This window comes from Bacillus sp. 3255, from assembly GCF_031456485.1.
Lineage (GTDB): Bacteria > Bacillota > Bacilli > Paenibacillales > NBRC-103111 > Paenibacillus_E.
Genome location: NZ_JAVDUS010000006.1, coordinates 242,145 through 259,198 on the forward strand (window position 1 = coordinate 242,145; position 17,054 = coordinate 259,198).

14 protein-coding genes are annotated in these 17,054 nt (G+C 52.1%); all 14 read left to right on the plus strand.

Features of this window, described 5'->3' with window-relative positions; genetic code table 11:
* Positions 1-24: 24 nt before the first annotated feature.
* Entirely contained in the window at positions 25-981 is a 957-nt protein-coding gene (locus J2X61_RS11685) for a carbohydrate ABC transporter permease (protein WP_274469926.1), read from the plus strand.
* A 37-nt stretch (positions 982-1,018) separates the two neighbouring features.
* On the plus strand, positions 1,019-1,717 hold the full coding sequence (locus J2X61_RS11690) for a hypothetical protein (RefSeq protein ID WP_274469925.1): 699 nt from the start codon (positions 1,019-1,021) through the stop codon (positions 1,715-1,717).
* Positions 1,718-1,750: 33 nt separating this feature from the next.
* Positions 1,751-2,491, plus strand: coding sequence for a hypothetical protein (locus J2X61_RS11695; RefSeq protein ID WP_310187897.1), 741 nt, complete (start codon positions 1,751-1,753; stop codon positions 2,489-2,491).
* Between the two features lie 29 nt (positions 2,492-2,520).
* The gene (locus J2X61_RS11700; RefSeq protein WP_310187900.1) at positions 2,521-3,207 is read left to right on the plus strand and encodes a hypothetical protein; all 687 of its coding nucleotides are present in this window, start codon (positions 2,521-2,523) and stop codon (positions 3,205-3,207) included.
* Positions 3,208-3,330: 123 nt separating this feature from the next.
* Positions 3,331-4,644, plus strand: a complete 1,314-nt coding sequence (locus tag J2X61_RS11705; protein ID WP_274469922.1) for an ABC transporter substrate-binding protein — start codon at positions 3,331-3,333, stop codon at positions 4,642-4,644.
* 72 nt (positions 4,645-4,716) lie between these two features.
* Complete coding sequence (locus J2X61_RS11710) at positions 4,717-5,727, plus strand: hypothetical protein (protein ID WP_310187903.1); 1,011 nt, start codon at positions 4,717-4,719, stop codon at positions 5,725-5,727.
* Positions 5,728-5,769: 42 nt separating this feature from the next.
* Positions 5,770-7,128 (plus strand): ABC transporter substrate-binding protein, encoded by a 1,359-nt coding sequence (locus tag J2X61_RS11715; protein WP_274469920.1) that lies wholly within the window; start codon positions 5,770-5,772, stop codon positions 7,126-7,128.
* Between the two features lie 51 nt (positions 7,129-7,179).
* The gene (locus tag J2X61_RS11720) at positions 7,180-8,571 is read left to right on the plus strand and encodes an S-layer homology domain-containing protein (protein WP_274469919.1); all 1,392 of its coding nucleotides are present in this window, start codon (positions 7,180-7,182) and stop codon (positions 8,569-8,571) included.
* 88 nt (positions 8,572-8,659) lie between these two features.
* The gene (locus J2X61_RS11725) at positions 8,660-9,364 is read left to right on the plus strand and encodes an ABC transporter ATP-binding protein (protein ID WP_274469918.1); all 705 of its coding nucleotides are present in this window, start codon (positions 8,660-8,662) and stop codon (positions 9,362-9,364) included.
* Complete coding sequence (locus tag J2X61_RS11730) at positions 9,354-10,382, plus strand: efflux RND transporter periplasmic adaptor subunit (protein ID WP_310188072.1); 1,029 nt, start codon at positions 9,354-9,356, stop codon at positions 10,380-10,382. The genes J2X61_RS11725 and J2X61_RS11730 overlap by 11 nt, the downstream gene beginning before the upstream one ends.
* 119 nt (positions 10,383-10,501) lie before the next feature.
* Positions 10,502-13,408: an ABC transporter permease gene (locus J2X61_RS11735; RefSeq protein WP_310187908.1), complete on the plus strand. Its 2,907-nt coding sequence runs from the start codon at positions 10,502-10,504 to the stop codon at positions 13,406-13,408.
* A gap of 1 nt (position 13,409) precedes the next feature.
* A complete protein-coding gene (locus J2X61_RS11740; RefSeq protein ID WP_274469916.1) occupies positions 13,410-14,297 on the plus strand; it encodes an ABC transporter ATP-binding protein in 888 nt (295 codons plus the stop codon).
* A gap of 17 nt (positions 14,298-14,314) precedes the next feature.
* Positions 14,315-16,057, plus strand: a complete 1,743-nt coding sequence (locus J2X61_RS11745) for a glycoside hydrolase family protein (RefSeq protein WP_310187911.1) — start codon at positions 14,315-14,317, stop codon at positions 16,055-16,057.
* A 13-nt stretch (positions 16,058-16,070) separates the two neighbouring features.
* Positions 16,071-17,045, plus strand: coding sequence for an aldose 1-epimerase (locus J2X61_RS11750; protein WP_310187913.1), 975 nt, complete (start codon positions 16,071-16,073; stop codon positions 17,043-17,045).
* Positions 17,046-17,054: the final 9 nt, after the last annotated feature.

Consider the following 17,054-nt stretch of genomic DNA (forward strand, 5'->3'; position numbering starts at 1 on the left):
TCAAACGATTGGAGGGATGAAGCTATGTTTCGTATCAAATTGAAAGAAGAGCAGACGGCCGGCATACTGGATCTGCTCAGCAAAGTCCGGTATGCGGTTATCGGAAGAGAAGCGGATAAAGGTCTGCTGTTCAAGCTGTTCATTTACTTGATCCTGATCGATACGGCCTACATCTATTTGAAGCCGATTCTGCACATGATTACGACGATGGTCAAAAATGCGGACGACTTGCTCGATCCGGCCGTCAATTGGTTCCCGAGAACGATCTATCTCGGGAACCTTCAAGAGGCATGGGAGTGGATGAAATATCCGAAGGCGCTGGGCATTTCTTTAAGCCTCTCGCTGTCGGTTGCGATTCTGCAAACACTCTCGTGCGCTGTTACCGGTTATGCGTTCGCAAGGCTCAAGATCCCGTTCAAGCGGGTGCTGTTTTTCTTCCTCATGCTGACGTTCATTGTGCCGATGCAGGTTACGATCTTGCCTAACATCATTTATGCGAGGCAGTTAGGGCTGCTGAATACGATCTATCCGATTATCGTTCCTGCCTTCTTCGGTCTCGGTTTGAAAGGCGCGCTGTTCGTCATCATTTACCGCCAATTTTTCTCTACACAGCCGAAGGAGCTGGAGGAAGCGGCGCGCATCGACGGAGCGGGCGTGTTCAAGATTTTCTATAAGGTTATGATGCCGTTAGCCAAACCGGCCATCCTTGTCGTTTTCCTGTTCTCCTTCATATGGACATGGAACGATTTCTATTTACCGAGCATGTATTTGTCCGATATTGAAACGGCCCCTTTATCGCTCGGTATCGAGAAGATCGCATCGGCGCTGCGCCAGCAAGCCGAAGCCTACGGACCGTCGGTCAATGATGAAGCGATCCGGATGTCCACGACTTTCTTGATGATCATCCCGCCTCTGATCTTGTACACGTTCACGCAGCGTTGGTTCGTAGAAGGCGTAGAACGTACAGGTTTGGTTGAGTAGCAGATGACGATCCAATAAGAACGGAGGTACAAGAAAAATGAAACGTTTTATCGCATTATGCTTAATCGGCGCTACGGTTGTCACCGTAGCGGCGTGCTCCAAGGCGGAGTCGGCAAGCGCGCCGGCCGGCCCGATCAAGATGCTCTATCTCAAGCGGGGGGAAGGAACGAACGATCCCTATGTCGTGAAGCATTTTGAGAAAAAGGGCTATACCGTCATCGACATGGCGGATAACGTTTTCAAATCGGAGAATGTGAAGGGGTATAACGTCGTCTATGTCAGCCCTACGGTCAATTCTTCCCGGATCGATGCCCAACTGAAGCAATCGGCTGTGCCTGTCGTTTATGCCAAGCCGCAGGTAGCCGGCATTTCTCAGCTAACGGGTCTGCTGGATTATAACGAGCTCAGCGCGGCCAAAACGGTGCAGATTAAAGACAGCAAGCATCCGCTCGCTGCGGGTCTGAAGGATCAGGTGGCGGTTTACAAAAACGAAGGGAAAATCGGTTACGCTCTGCCCGGCAAAGAAGCTACGACGATTGCAACTGTGCCAGGGGATGACAAAAAGGCCGTCGTGTTCGGCTATGAGAAAGGCGTGAAAAACTTGGGCAACGAGCCGGTGCCGGCACGTCAAGTATTCTTCTATTTGTCCGCTGGGGAAGAAATGAATCAAACGGATGACGGCTTCAAGTTGTTGGATGCAGCCATCGAGTGGGCTGCCAAGAACGGTTCAAAATAATCAGGGATAACCTTGACTGGGAGGAATTTGTTCATGAAAAAATTAAGCGCCGCCGTCATGGCTTGTATGGTATTGGCATTATCCGCATGCAGCTCGGTCCCGACTCAGCAGGCAAACGTATCGAATCAGCCCTCTTCCACGAATGCAGCCAAAACGCAAAGCAACGGGAAGAGCGTGCTCTTCATCGGCCAAGAAGGGGGCGGAGACGGCATTGTCATTAAGCGTTTGAAAGAAAAGCACGGGATGAATGTAACCATCGTATCCGACAAGGAAGTAACCACCGAGAAAGCGAACGGCTTCTCGCTCATTTATGTCAGTGAATCGGTCAACTCGGGGAAAATCAAGGACAAATTCGTGGCGACCCCCGTGCCTGTCATCTATGACGAGCCGCAAGTATCCGCTGACATCGGCATGAGCGATCCGGATATGAACGGCCAGCTCGAGAACGGCAATGCCGCTAAGACGATTCAGATCCGCAACAGCGAGCATGCGCTCGCAGCCGGTCTGCAAAACAACGTGGACGTCTACAAAGATAACGGGAAGATGGGCTGGGTAACACCAGGCAAAGACGCAATCGTGATCGCTACCGTGCCGAACGATGAGATGAAGGCGACCTTCGTCGCTTATGAGAAAGGCGTGACGAATCTCAAAGGGAAGCCGGTCGCTGCGCGCGAGGTGTTTTTCTATTTGATGAACGGAGAAGAGATCAATCAAACCGAAGACGGCTGGAAGCTGTTCGATGCTGCCGTTAACTGGGCGCAAGGAAAGAGCTAATAGCTGAACTGGAGAAGGAGGCGGACGTGTTGAAACGTTTTATTTCCTGCTTGATCCTCGTCGTATTGATGCTAACGGCAGCCGCTTGTTCAACGGAAACGCAGAAAGCTTCCGGCATGGCTAAGAAAGCGCTGTATGTAGGAACGGACAGCGCGAACGACCGCATTGTGATGAAGCATATGCGGGAAATAGGCTATGAGGTGACATTGACGGCCGACAAAGAGCTTACCCCGGAAATGGCCAAAAACTACGGAGTCGTCTATGTCAGCTCATTCGCCGGCTCTCATCGCGTGGCTGATAAATTATTGACCGCGCCTGTGACCGTTATTTATGCGAACGGTAAAATATTGGGGCAAGTCGCTCTTGCCAGCAAAGACGATTCGGATTACGGCGAATATTCCGCTCGGGGCATCGCCATCAAGGACAGCAAGCACCAGCTTGCCGCCGGATTGTCCGGCACTGTGGACATTTACAAGGAAGAAGCCAAGATCAGCTACGTCGTGCCGCAAGGTGGCCACATTGTCGCTTCAGCGCCTGATAACGAGAAGCGGGCGGTCATATGCTATTTCGAGAAGGGCGAGAAAGATATGAGAGGGGAGCCTCTGCCGGCCAGACGGATGTTCTTCAACTTAACCGGCGGGGAAGAGATTAACCGCAACGACAATGGGTGGAAACTGCTTGATGAAGCCCTTGGCTGGGCATCCGACCAAAAATGAGGGGGGAAAGATGCAACAAACAACCTATAATGTTGGAGATCTCCCCTAATGTAAACGTAATCATTTCGTAATAAAGTAAAAGCATACAATAATTGAAATTTTGATTGGGAGGTTCATAGAGAAATGAAGAAGGTCCTAAAAGCCACTTTAATGATCACCACGGCCTTTGCCATCGTGACAGGTTGTACGTCTGAGCCTGAAACCGCATCGACCGATACGCAGCCCGTTGCCTCAGCCAAAGCGCCGGATAACGAAATTTTCATTTATACCGTATATCCTGCATTCTATGCGAAAGAAGACATCTGGGAGAAGCAGGTCGGACAATACCTCAAGAAGAAATTCCCGGACCTTACGTTCAAGCACGTTCAGTGGGATAACCCGGGCCGGCAGTATAAAGATCTGATTGCCGCCGGAACGATTCCGGACATTATTATCGACAACGCGCGGATGAATCTGCAGCGTAACATTTTGAAGAACGATCTGCAGTACGACATGACAGAATTGATCAAGAAATACAACTTCGACACAAGTACATTGAATCCTGCGGCGATGCAGCAAATGAAAAATGTGACGCCGGAAGGAAAAATTTATGGCTTGCCTTTCCAATTAAGCGATTTCGTCTTGTTCTACAACAAAGATATTTTCGATAAATTCGGCGTCGACTATCCGAAGGATGGAATGACCTATGATGAAGTGTATGAACTGGCCAAAAAGCTAACTCGCGTAGAAGGCGAGAAGACGTACAAAGGCTACCAGCAGCATCCGGGCCTATATATGACTTATAACCAGCTTTCGCTCTCTCCTTTGAGCTTGACGGAAGATAAGGCGGAGCTGAATACGCCGGCTTGGAAAAAGCAAGTTGACAATTTGAGACGTTTCTATGAAATACCGGCTAACCAATTCACTTCGGTCGATGATTTCCCGAAAGGGAATATGGCCATGAGCGTTCACGTGACGGAGAAGATCGTACAGTGGTATGAGCAGAACAAAAACTTGAACTTCGATATCGCAGCGATGCCGTCGTTCTCGGATGCTCCGGGCGTGAAAGCGCAGCCGAACTTGTACTCCGCTTATATTTCCAAGCAATCGACGAAGAAAGATCAAGCGTTCCAAGTCATTCAGTACCTGCTGTCGGAAGAAATGCAAATCAACTTCGCTAAGGAAGGGATTATCGGACCGCTGCAAACGCCTAAAGTACAGGAAGCGTTCGGTAAGAACCTGCCGCAGATGCAGGGCAAGCACACGGAAGCGATCTTCTACGGCAAGAACGCAATGCCGCCGGCTGCTCGGGCTGCAGGCTTGACTTACATCGACGTACCGGTACACGGCGTGTTCCAGCCTCTGATCTTCGGAGAGTCCAAAGATTCCGTAACGGCACTGCGCATGATTGAAGAATCTTCGACCAAAGCGATTCAAACTGAGAAAGCTGCACAATAAGGCATGCGGATGGCTCCTCCATACTGAGTGTGGGGGGCCCTTCATTCCGCTTTGAAAAGGGAGGGATCCATTATGAAACGTTTTCTAACCATGCTGATGGTGGTGTTCATGACCATCACGATGATTGCGTGTTCATCGTCGGAGCAAGCTGCTAATCCGACTGTTTCCGCAACGCCGGCGCCCAGCGTGACGCCGTCTGCGACAGCAACCGCTACGGCGGATGTCAAAGCTTCCGAGACTCCTGCTGCAAGCGCTTCACCTTCCGCCTCTCCGTCGGCTGAGGCTTCAGCTACGCCGGCGGCAACGACGGAAGCTGCGAAAACCGCCAGCCCGGCACCGGCAAGTTCGGCTCCAGCTGCAACAGCGAAGCCGACGGCAGCTCCCGCTCAGACGCAAGCTGCCGCGCCTGCGCCGTCCGCCAGCCCGGCTGAACCGGCTCCGGCAGCGGAGATTTCGCCGCAAGGGAAGAAGGTGCTGATCGTCGGCCGTGATTCCGATCCTCTTCCTGTAGAGGACACGGCGATTGCATCCCGCTTGAAGGGGATGGGCTTCAGCGTTAGCCATTTGCCCGACCGCGAGCTGACGGTTGAAGCGACGAAAGGTTTCGACTTGATCTATATCAGTCAAACGACGAATTCCAAGTTCCTGAAGACAGGCGTCATGAAAGAAGTTCCAATTCCTACGTTTTATGTGAAGAGCCATGGCATGTTCTATCTCGGCTTGTCTTCCCAAGAGGAAGGAACGACGGTGAAGAAAGCGAAAGCGATCGAAATCGTCGACAGCAAGTCGAAGATTGCCGGCGGATTATCCGGCACTGTAGATGTCTATACAGAAGTTGGCGATAATTACGGCGTCAGCTACGGTGTTCCAGGTAAAGAAGCAAAGGTCATTGCGACACTTCCTGGAGATAAAACGAAAGCAACCGTTTATTACTACGATAAAGGCACGAAAGCCGATAACGGATTTGCCGTAAAATCGCGCGTATCGTACTACTATTGGAGTAACGGCATGCAGGACGTTTCCACGGATGCGGGCTGGAAGCTGTGGGATAACCTTGTCTTGTGGACCTTGCAAAACGGGTAATATGATTCGAACGTAGTGGCATTGAAGGAGGCATAAAACCGAATGAAGATGTTAAAAGCGAGCTTCGCGCTTGCCCTTACGCTGACTTTGGCGGCGGGATGCACAGACGAGGCCGCTCCGAGTCCAAGCGGCACAGGTGCTCCTAATTCGCCGCAAGCACAATCGTCACCTGAGAACGAATTGTTCATTTATACCGTATGGCCGGCGTATTACGTCAAAGAGGAAATTTTCCAAAAGCAAATTGGCGACTATATCAAAAAGAAATTTCCCAATATTACCATTAAGCATGTTCACTGGGACAATCCCGGCAGGCAGTATAAAGACTTGATCGCAGCCGGTACGATTCCGGACATCATCATGGACGATACCAGAATGAATGTTCAGCGCTATTTGATTGATAACGATCTGCAATACGATATTAGCGAGCTGATCAAGAAGTATAACTTCGACACGAGCAAATTGAACCCGGCCTTCATGGCGCAAATGAAAAATTTGACGCCGGAAGGGAAAATATACGGGCTGCCTTTCTTCAATAACGATTTTGCTTTGTTCTATAACAAAGATATTTTCGATAAGTTCGGAGTCGATTATCCGAAGGACGGCATGACGTACGATGAGATTTACGAAATGGCCAAGAAGCTGACGCGCGTAGAAGGAGATATTACGTATAAAGGCTTCTCGCAAAATCCCGGCCATTATTTGAACTTCAATCAGCTGTCGCTGTCTCCTCTGAGCAAAACCGAGGATAAAGGCGATATGAGCGACCCTGGTTGGAAGAAGCTCGTTGACAATATGAGAAGATTCTATGAAATCCCGGCCAATCAATTCGATACGGTGGAAACGTTCGCTTCGAAGCCGAGTATCGCCATGGCGGTAGCTACGGTGAGCGACCATCTGGTCAAGTTTTATGAGGAGAACAAGAATCTAAACTTTGACATTGCATCCGTACCTTCGTTAAGCGATGCTCCGAACACGAAGTATCAGCCGAACTTGTACTCCATGTACATTACGAAGCAGTCGAAGAAAAAGGATTTGGCGTTCCAGGTCATGGACGCGCTTCTCTCCGAAGAACATCAGATCGAGCTTGCCAAGGAAGGCGTTATCGGTCCGCTGCAAACGGATGCGGTGAAGGCTGCCTTCGGGAAAAACTTGCCGCAAGTACAGGGCAAGAATGTGGCTTCGATCTTTGCCAGTCAAAATGCGATGCCGCCGGGAGCCCGTAATCAAGGCTTGGTATGGTACGACGTTCCCGTTCAAGGGGTCTTCCAGCCGTTAATTTTCAAGGAATCCAAGGACTCGGTGACCGCACTGCGCATGGTGCAGGAAGCGGCCACGAAGTCGATTGAAACGGTGAAGGCCGCTAAATCCACGATCGATCAAGCAGCAACTTCCAACAAGTAGTAAGCAATTTACTATATGTTTGGCCAACTCTAACTTAGGAAGGTGATTCAGGTGAAGAAATTTGTATTCTCGCTCCTATCCATCCTCATCTTGTCCTTAACGGTATTGCCGTTTGCCTGGGCAGCAGAAGCGGATGAGCCGGCGGCAGCCGTCAAAAGCGTCGACGATTTCAAAGATTTGAAAAATTTGCCGCAAGAAGAAAAGGATAAGTTCGCAGCCCTTATTGAAGACGGTGTTTTCAACGGGTTGACGGAAGATACGTTCGGGCTGGATGCACGCATGAACCGCGCACAGTTTGCGAAAGTAGCTGCTATCATTTTCAACTTGGAAACAGATGCATCGCTGACGACCTCTTCTTTCTCCGATGTGAGCATCGATGATGCGGCTAACTCTTATGCACTTCCTTACATCGAAGCGTTGAAAGCCGCAGGTTTGACGAACGGCTATGATGCCGAAGGCAAAACCTACAAACCGGCTGGAGATGTTTCCCGCCAAGAATTGGCGGCATTCCTTATCCGTGGACTTGGTCTGGAAGATGAAGCCACAGCGGCTGAGCCTGTTGCCGACTCTTCGGTAGACGATTGGGCGAAAGGCTATGTGGCCGTAGCGCTTGAGAAAAACTTGCTGACCAATGTGTCCAAGGGCAAATTCAACGGGAAAGCTTCCGCTACCCGCAAAATGCTGGCACTGGCAAGCTATGCGGCGAAGGAAATCCTCGCTGGCAACGAGCCCGTAACGCCTGAAGTACCCGCTACAGAGCCAGACCCTGGCAAAGAACCAACAGCGCCTGCAGGCGAAATTTCCGCTGAAGGCAAGAAGCTTCTTTTCGTAACGCGTCAAAGCTCCCAAATGTCACAGTTGAAAGATACTCCAGATGATGAAGAAATTATTAAGCGTCTGAAGGATCTTGGCTTCAAAGTAACGTGGATCAACTGTGATAAATTGACGGTTGAGAAAACAGAAGGCTATGATTTGCTATTCGTCAGCAACACGCTAAACTCCAAATATTTACGTTCCGGCATGCTGAAAGATGTCGCGATTCCGACGGTTTACTTGAAAAACCATGGCATGTACTATCTCGGCCTTTCTTCCCAAGAGGAAAGCACGAACGAATACAACATCAAATCAACGACAATTGTTGAGCCGAAAGACAAAGCAGCGGCTGGACTTTCCGGAGATGTGGACCTGCTGTTGAAAACAGATCCGAAAACTGCAATTGCTTACGGAATTCCAGGTAAGGAGGCAACGATCGTAGCAACGATCCCTGGCAAACCCAAATTAGCAACGATCTTCTATTACAACAAAGGTACGCACGCAGATAATGGCTATGAAGTGAAAGCGCGCCTATCGTTCTTCTCCTTCGCAGGCAATTATGAGAACGCAACATCTGACACTTGGAAGCTGCTCGATAATCTTGTTTTGTTCACACTGCAAAACGGCTAACGCCTTTGGAACTACAAATGGAACTCCAGTTTGCGAACTGGAGTTCTTTGACTAACCGTAAATTGCCGACACAGGAGCGTGAACTGCCATGCATGCACAGCAACAACCCGGTACCCTGCCCCTTATTCAGGCGGATGGTGTGACAAGAGTGTTCGGACGGGGCTCCTCCGCCGTTCACGCGCTGCGCGGAGCTAGCTTCAGCATACCGGCCAAGCGGCTCATTGCACTGAGAGGACGATCGGGGTCCGGGAAAACGACTTTGATTAACATTCTAGGAGCGCTGGATCGGCCGACGGAGGGACATGTGTTCTTCAACGGCGACGAGATCAGCTCGTTTTCGGAAAAGAGGCGCAACGCTGTAAGACGGAAAGACATGGGGCTTATTTTCCAATCGTTCGGTCTCGTTCCATTGATGACGGCTTACGAGAATGTGGAATTCGGCTTGCGCATAGCCGGCATCAAATCCGCTCATTTCAAGTCGTATGCCGAAAGTGCATTGGAGTATGTGGGCCTGAAGGCGAGGATGAAGCACAGACCGTTTGAAATGTCGGGAGGCGAGCAGCAGCGTGTGGCGATTGCCCGCGCGATTGCCCACAAGCCCGCGCTGATTCTGGCCGATGAGCCGACAGCGGAGCTGGACAGCAAGATGGGAGCGCAGGTGATGCGAGTGTTCAGGGATCTCGTACATAACGAGGGGATGACGATAATTCTTACAACGCATGATCCGGCCATTATGAGCTATGCCGATCATGTTTATGCATTGGAGGATGGACAAATTGTCGATGCGACTTAAGCGAATCTTAATGCCGATGATCGGCGCATGCTGCATGGCCTGGATGCTGAGCGGGTGCTCGCTGCTGCCGGTCGAGGAAGAGGAACTGAAACCGCCGCTTGTCGAGCCTGCCAAGGAGACATTGAGTTTGTACGCCGTGAAACGCGGCAATGTTTCGCAGCAAATTACCGGTGTGGCCACCTTTGCTTCGGACAAAATGGATTATTTGTTCTACTCGGAATCTGGCGCGCGTCTAAGACAAATCAATGTGAAATTAGGCGATCTGGTGAAAGCCGGCGATGTGCTGGCTACGACGGAAACGAGCGACCTGGATATGAAAATCAAGCTTCAGCAAATTTCCATCGAGAAGCTTAAAATAACGCTGCAGCAGGCCATGGCCGAGAAGGATGCCGATGATCCCGATATCCGGTTGAAGCTGTTGGATATGGAAAGCGCCCAGCTTCAATTGAAAGCGCTGCAGGACCAGCTGCAAAATTCGCGGCTGACGTCGACGATTAACGGGATTGTTACGTTCATCGATACGATTCAGCCCGGCGATCAAGTGGCGGCTTATAAACAGCTGATCACGCTGTCCGATCCGAAGCAGATGAAGCTGGTCTATACGGCAGCCAGCCAGAACGATCTCGGCGGGGTCGAAGTCGGGATGGATGTAGCCATCAAAATCAAGGATAAGTCTTTTACCGGGAAAGTCGTGCAAACGCCTCTGTCCGCACCGCCGAACAGCAATAAGGCGATCCAGGACAAGAACGCCAAAGCGATATTCATACAAGTGGATACTTTGCCGGAGGGCGTTACGATCGGCGCCCAAGCCGACATTACCATCGTCACCCAGAAACGGGATGACGTGATCATCATTCCGAGAGCGGGTCTGCGCAACTACATGGGGCGCGATTATGTGCAGGTGCTGGATGGCGAGAGCCGCAAAGAGGTGGATGTCGAGAAGGGGATCGTCGCAGCGACGGAAGTGGAAATACGGAAAGGCCTAAGTGAAGGACAGCAAATTATTCTGAACAATTAACGAGAGACTATGGGCTCCGCCCAAAGATCCCTATGTAGCCCCACAAAGTGACGCCAAGCTCCGGAGATGATTCCGATTACTTTGCGGGGGCCCATACTATCAATTAGGAGGCTAAGACATTGGCGTTATTTATCATGATCTTGCGCAAAATGATCAATAATAAATGGCTTGAGCTTAGCCTGTTGTTCGGACTCGTGCTGTCCGTCGCTTTGGCGAGCAGCATGCCGATTTATACGAGTGCCATTTTGCAAAGAATGTTGATCCAGGAGATGCAGCAGCTGCAGTTGAACAGCAATCAATATCCGGGGATTTTCTGGATATCGGCTGCATTGGGCGAGCAGGACAAACAGACGAAGCCTGTTAACATCAAGGAGACGGAACAATATCTGAAGGAACGGCAGAACAGGTTCGGCATTCCCGCCCAAAACTTTGTCAGCGAGAGAGCGACTCAGCGGTACAATCTGGTGCCGGCAGAGCCTGACAGAATCGATACTCATATCCAAAGATCGGCGGATATATCGGCGATCGACGGGATGGAAAGCCACATGCGTCTCGTGGATGGGCGCCTTCCGGCGAAAGAAGCGGTGGACGGCGTCTATGAAGCGCTTGTTGCGCCGGAGGCGCTTACCGAACTCGGCATGGTGCTGAATACGGTGTTCGTCATCAATGACGCCAGCTTGCCGCAGCCCGTGTCGATCAAACCCGTCGGCGTGTTCGACCGCAAGGATTACTCCGACATTTATTGGTACAACAATACGAGCAGCTACAAGAACAGCTTCCTGATCGATTTTCAGTTGTTCGAGAAGGATTTCACCGAAGGCGGCAAGTTGAACGTGCAATCGAGTTATTGGTATTTGGCGCTCGATTATAAGCTGTTGACGCTGGCCTCGGCCGACGAGTTTCTGTATAACGACTATGCCATCGGCACGTTCATGGATGCCCATTATGAATCTCACAATAAGAATGTACCGGCGTTGCAAACGCTTAGCAACTATTACGTAAAAGAGTCGAATTTGCGGAAAATGCTCTGGTCGCTCAATGTGCCCGTCATGCTGATGCTCGCTTTCTACTTGTTCATGGTAGCTAACTTGATCACAGAGCGGCAGAAGACGGAAATCGCCGTGCTGCGCAGCCGGGGAGCCAGCCGTCTGCAAATCGTTTTAAGCTATGCGGTCGAAGGGTTGGTGCTCGGGGGAATTGCCTTGGCGGTCGGACCGTACCTTGGCGCCACACTAACCAAATTGTTAGGCGCCTCAAGCGGATTTCTGGAATTCGTACAGCGCGCCAAGCTGGAAACCAAGCTCAGCGAAGATGCTTATCTGTATGCGCTGACCGCGATTGCAGCCTCGCTGGTCATGACGCTGATTCCCGTTATCCTTGCAACGCGCGTAACAATCGTAGGCCACAAGCAGCAGTCGGCGAGACTGCAGAAGCTGTCCTTCTGGCATAAATTTTATCTCGATATCGCCATTATCGGCATTGCACTGTACGGCTTGCAAAACTATAAGACAAGAGTCAAGGATATTCTTTCGCTCGGCTTGAAATCGGCGGATTTGCGCGTAGACCCGCTGTTGTTCCTCATTCCGGCGATGTTCATCCTCGGGCTCGGGTTGCTCGTGCTGCGGCTGTATCCCTTGTTCATGAAGCTGCTGTACCGGGCAGGGCAGAAATGGTGGCCGCCAACCGTGTACTCCACGTTAATTCAGGTGAGCCGTTCGATTATTCAGTACCAGTTCATCATGGTCTTCCTGATCATCACGATCGCTACCGGGCTCTTCAGCGCCAGCGCCACACGTACGATCAATCAGAATACGACGGATAAAATCCATTATGCCTCAGGCGCCGATATCGTCATGCAAATTCATTGGGAGAACGATGCGCCGCCTGCGATTCTATTCGGCGCCGAAGGATCCGAGGAAGAGGAGGAAACGGAGGAAACGGATACGCCGGCCGCCGCCCCGCCGAGGGTTCAATACAGTGAACCGTCCTTCCTGCCCTTCACCCAATTCCCGGGTGTCGAGCATGCAGCCAAGGTGTTCACTCGCAAGGATGCCTCTTTTAACAAAGGCAAGACGAGCGCCACTGTCCAGCTGATGGGCATCGATACCAAGGATTTCGGAGAAACGGCGTGGCTGAGGGACAATTTGCTCGATCATCATATCAATGAGTATTTGAACTTGATCGCCAAGAACCCTTCGGCCATCCTGATCTCCAGATCGATCGCAGATGAATACGGCGTTAAGGTAGGAGATACGATAACGGCCGGTTGGTCCAATGTCGAGCCGGCTTCGTTCACGGTATTCGGCATCATCGATTACTGGCCGTCCTGGAATCCGAATCCGGGACCGGGAGATACTGTATCGGTGACGACGAAGTCGGGAACGACGACCAAGGTGAAGAAGCCGATGCTGATCGTCGGGCACCTGGCTTATATCCAGAACAATATTGCGCTTGAGCCTTATGAAGTATGGATGAAACTGACCCCGGAGGCGGGCAGTCATAGCGTATATGAAGCTGTCAGCAACCACGGCTATGAGATCGAGGCCGTCATCGATGCGAAACAGGAGCAGATCAAGGCGATCAAGGATCCTTTTCAACTGGCGATTAACGGCGTCATGACTTTGGGCTTTATCATTTCGGTTGTCGTCTGCTTTTTCGGATTTCTCTTGTACTGGGTGCTCTCGTTATCCGCGAGAACGCTGCAGTACGGGATATTCCGGGCGATGGGCGTATCCGTCGGGCAGCTTATCGTCATGCTGGTTGGCGAACAGGTGATGGTATCGGGTGCCGCGATCTTCATCGGCATTATGACGGGGAACTTGGCCAGCCATTTGTTCGTTCCGCTCTTCGAATTATCGTTCGATCCGGGAACGCAAGTGCCGCCGTTTCAAGTTACGTTCGATCCGCGCGACACCGAGCGTCTGTATGGCATCGTCACCGTGATGATTGCATGCGGTCTTGCGGTGCTGGGACATATCGTTTCGCGAATCCGGATTCATCAGGCCGTTAAGCTTGGGGAGGATTAGGATGATACATTGCGAAAACTTGGTGAAAATCTACAAAATCGCCGATTTGGAAGTAGTCGCCTTACAGGGGCTGGACCTGCATGTTGAGGCCGGCGAGCTGATGGCAATCATCGGCAACAGCGGGAGCGGCAAATCGACGCTGCTTAACATGCTCGGCGGACTTGACCGTCCGTCGGCAGGCCGGTTGACGGTCGACGGCAAAGATTTGCTGAATATGAAGGAGAAAGATCTCGTTAAGTACAAACGCGAATCGGTCGGCTTCGTCTGGCAGAACAACGCGCGTAACCTGATTCCGTATTTAACGGCACAAGAAAATGTGGAGCTGCCGATCCTGCTGCGGGGCAAAAGGAAGCGGGAACGTGCGCTCGAGCTGCTCGAAGCCGTCGGGCTCAGCCACCGGAGAAACAATAAGTTGAATCAACTATCCGGGGGGGAACAGCAGCGTGTGGCGATTGCCATTGCGCTGGCGAATCATCCCAAGCTGCTGCTGGCGGATGAACCGACCGGTTCGGTGGATACGAACATGGCGAATCAGATCCTGGACTTGTTCCGCCAGCTGTGCAGAGATCTTGGGATCACGATCGTCATTGTTACCCACGATCCTGCACTGGCCAAGAAAGTGGACCGCGTCGTCGCCATCCGGGACGGGAAGACGTCTTCGGAAATTGTGAGACGCAAGTCATATGAGCAGGAACTCCTCGATCTGGAGCAGGGCATCGAAGATATGCAGGAGGAAGAATCGCATATTGAATATGCGGTGCTGGACCAAGCGGGACGGCTGCAAATCCCGGCGAGTTATTTGGAATCCATTGGAATGAAGGAAGCTAATAAAGTGAAGGTAACGGTGGAGGACGGCAAAATTGTACTCGTACCTCCGATCAAAGTATAGCGAAGGAGCAAATGTCAATGATTAGCCAAATTAGCAAGGTTGCAACTCAAATTCCGGATACTCTCCTGCTGGAGGAACGGGCAGGACACGTGCTTAGCGCCATTATCGGGATGGCCGATGAAGATTTCGGGCATGTTCCTTTTTTTGCCGCGAATTTAATGGAGAAGCCTGCGTTCTTAACGCATGGAGACTGGGACTACGGCTCCAGCCACGGACGGCTGATCGACGCCTTCATTTTGGCCCGCCACATGTCCGGCGACGAGCGCGGGCGCGACATTGAAGAGCATTACAGAACTAATTTCCTAAGCTTTTTCAAGGAAGACGGGCTCAGCTACCGGCAGCTGAATCCGAAGGCGCCTTGGGAAACCAACGCCAACATGATCGACCAGCGGGCCGTTATTTTGGCGCTAACGTCCTGGTACATGTCGACTGGCGACCGCAAGATCAAGCACGTTGCGGATAAACACGTGGCAGCGCTCAAGCGGATCGCCGTGAAGGAGAAGGACGTATGGTACTATCCGGCATCCGAATATAAAGACGGCGGCTGGCCGTCCACGAATGCGGTCCAGCTCCGGCTGGCCCCGGACCCGGCTGCATTCTGCGGACGCTTGGTCATGCCGCTGCTGAAATATTACGAGCTGACGGGGAACACGGACGCGTTCGAGCTGTGCCAATTCTTCAGCGCGCTCATCATTCATCGCAGCGGCGTGTTCAACCCGGACGGCAGCTTCAACGATGCACTGGCATTCCGCAGCGGGCATTTCCATACGCGCATCGGCACGCTGGACGCGCTAGCCCGTTTTGCGTGGCATACCCAGGACGCCTCCATCATCCATTTCGTGAAGAAGAGCTACGATTGGGCGCTGACACGCTGCACGAGCTTCGGCTGGACACCGGGAGATATGCATGAGCAAGCCTTCGAACATGAAACATGCTCGCTTGTCGACCTCATCTCTACAGGGATTACGCTCGCCCGCAGCGGCTACGTGGAATACTGGGGCGTCGTCGAGCGCTTCCTGCGCAATCATTTGACGGAATCGCAGCTGCTGAACCTGGATTGGGTGACGGACGCGGCGGATAAATCGAATGACGATGTCGGTATGAAATCCTACTATAACGTGGCGGAACGCGCACGCGGTGCCTTCGCGGGTTATTCCGCTCCCAACGATTTCTGCTGCAATGTGAGCGGAGGCCGGGGACATACCAACGACCTGCAGACATGCTGCATCGGCTCGGGAACACGGGGACTGTTCATGGGCTGGAGCAATACGATTACACAGCATAACGAAACCGTCAGCGTGAACTTCCTGCTGAATCGCGGTTCCCGCTTGCTGGACGTTAACAGCTTCCTGCCGCATGAAGGCCGGGTCGAGCTGAACATTCACCGCAGCCTGCCCAGACTGCAAGTACGCATTCCGGAGTGGGCCGGCTATGCGAAGGTTGCCGTGCAACGGGAGCATGGAGATGCCGTACGAACACAGTCCGGCGGCGATCCGAGCATGTGGGTGAATCAGCGCTTCCTTCTGCTGGGGCAAGTCCAAGAAGGGGAGAAGATTACCATTACCTTCCCGCTTAGCGAGCGTCAAACGATCGAGAAGGCGGTCGGGCAGGATTTCATTACCCGCTGGCGCGGTGACGATGTTATTCATCTGAGCCCGGAAGGCACGCACCACCCGTTCTATAACAACCGCAAGATCTATGAGCAAGCGCCGCTTCGGAACGTCCAGTACCGCAGACTGGAAGAGGAAATGGTGTGGTAGGAGGAGGACGCATATGAGCAACTATTGGGCAGGCTCCGTAATTAAGGAAGGCTTCTCGGTCATTCAGTTGACCGACGACGATAGCCAATCCACCGCGGAGCTGATCCCGGCAATCGGCTGCAATCTCTTTCGATTCGTGTGCGGCGGTCAGGAGATCATTCTGCCGCCTGCCAGCTTGCATGCATTACATCAAGACACGGACGCCGCTTTCAAATACGGGACGCCGATCCTGTTTCCGCCTAACCGGGTGCGGCAAGGACGTTTTACCTTCAAGGGGCGTGAATACAAACTGCCGCTCAACGAACCGCCAGACCACCATTTACACGGTGAATTATGCACCAAAGCATGGACGGTGTCGGGGTATGGCGCGTCTCAGGAGGAGGGGGCTTGGGTGACCAGCCGGTTCCGCTTGGCGGAACATCCGGAAATTATGGCTTATTTCCCCCATCTGCTGACGTTCACGATGACATACCGGGTCAAGGAAGGAAGACTGTACCAGGAGGGTGTCATCGAGAATGAAGGCATGGAGGAGGCGCCGTTCGCCTTCGGGCTGCATCCCTATTTCGCTCTGCCCTTCGGCGAGAGCATGGTTCTTCGCCTGCCTGCGGCTGAGGAATGGCCTGTAACGAATCAAGCTTTCGTAACTGGGCTGCCGGAAGCAACTGCGTTCAGCCGTAGGCTGAGCGAGGGCATCACGTTGGAGGACTATCCGCAGCTAGGTTGTTCCTTGGTCACGCTTGATCAAGCGCTGGACCGCACGTGCCGTATTGAAATGAAAGACAGAGGCCGTACGATCGTTTATCAATTGGATCCTCTTTTCCCTTATGTTGTCCTGTTTCGTCCGGATTGGGCAGAGGCGTATTCGCTGGAGCCTTACACGTATGTAACGGATGCATTCAATCTCCCTTACGAACACGAACAGACAGGAGCGCGGGGGATACGGGCCGGTGAACAGATCCGGTTCGCCAATCGTTTGTGGATCGAATAATGTGAGGAG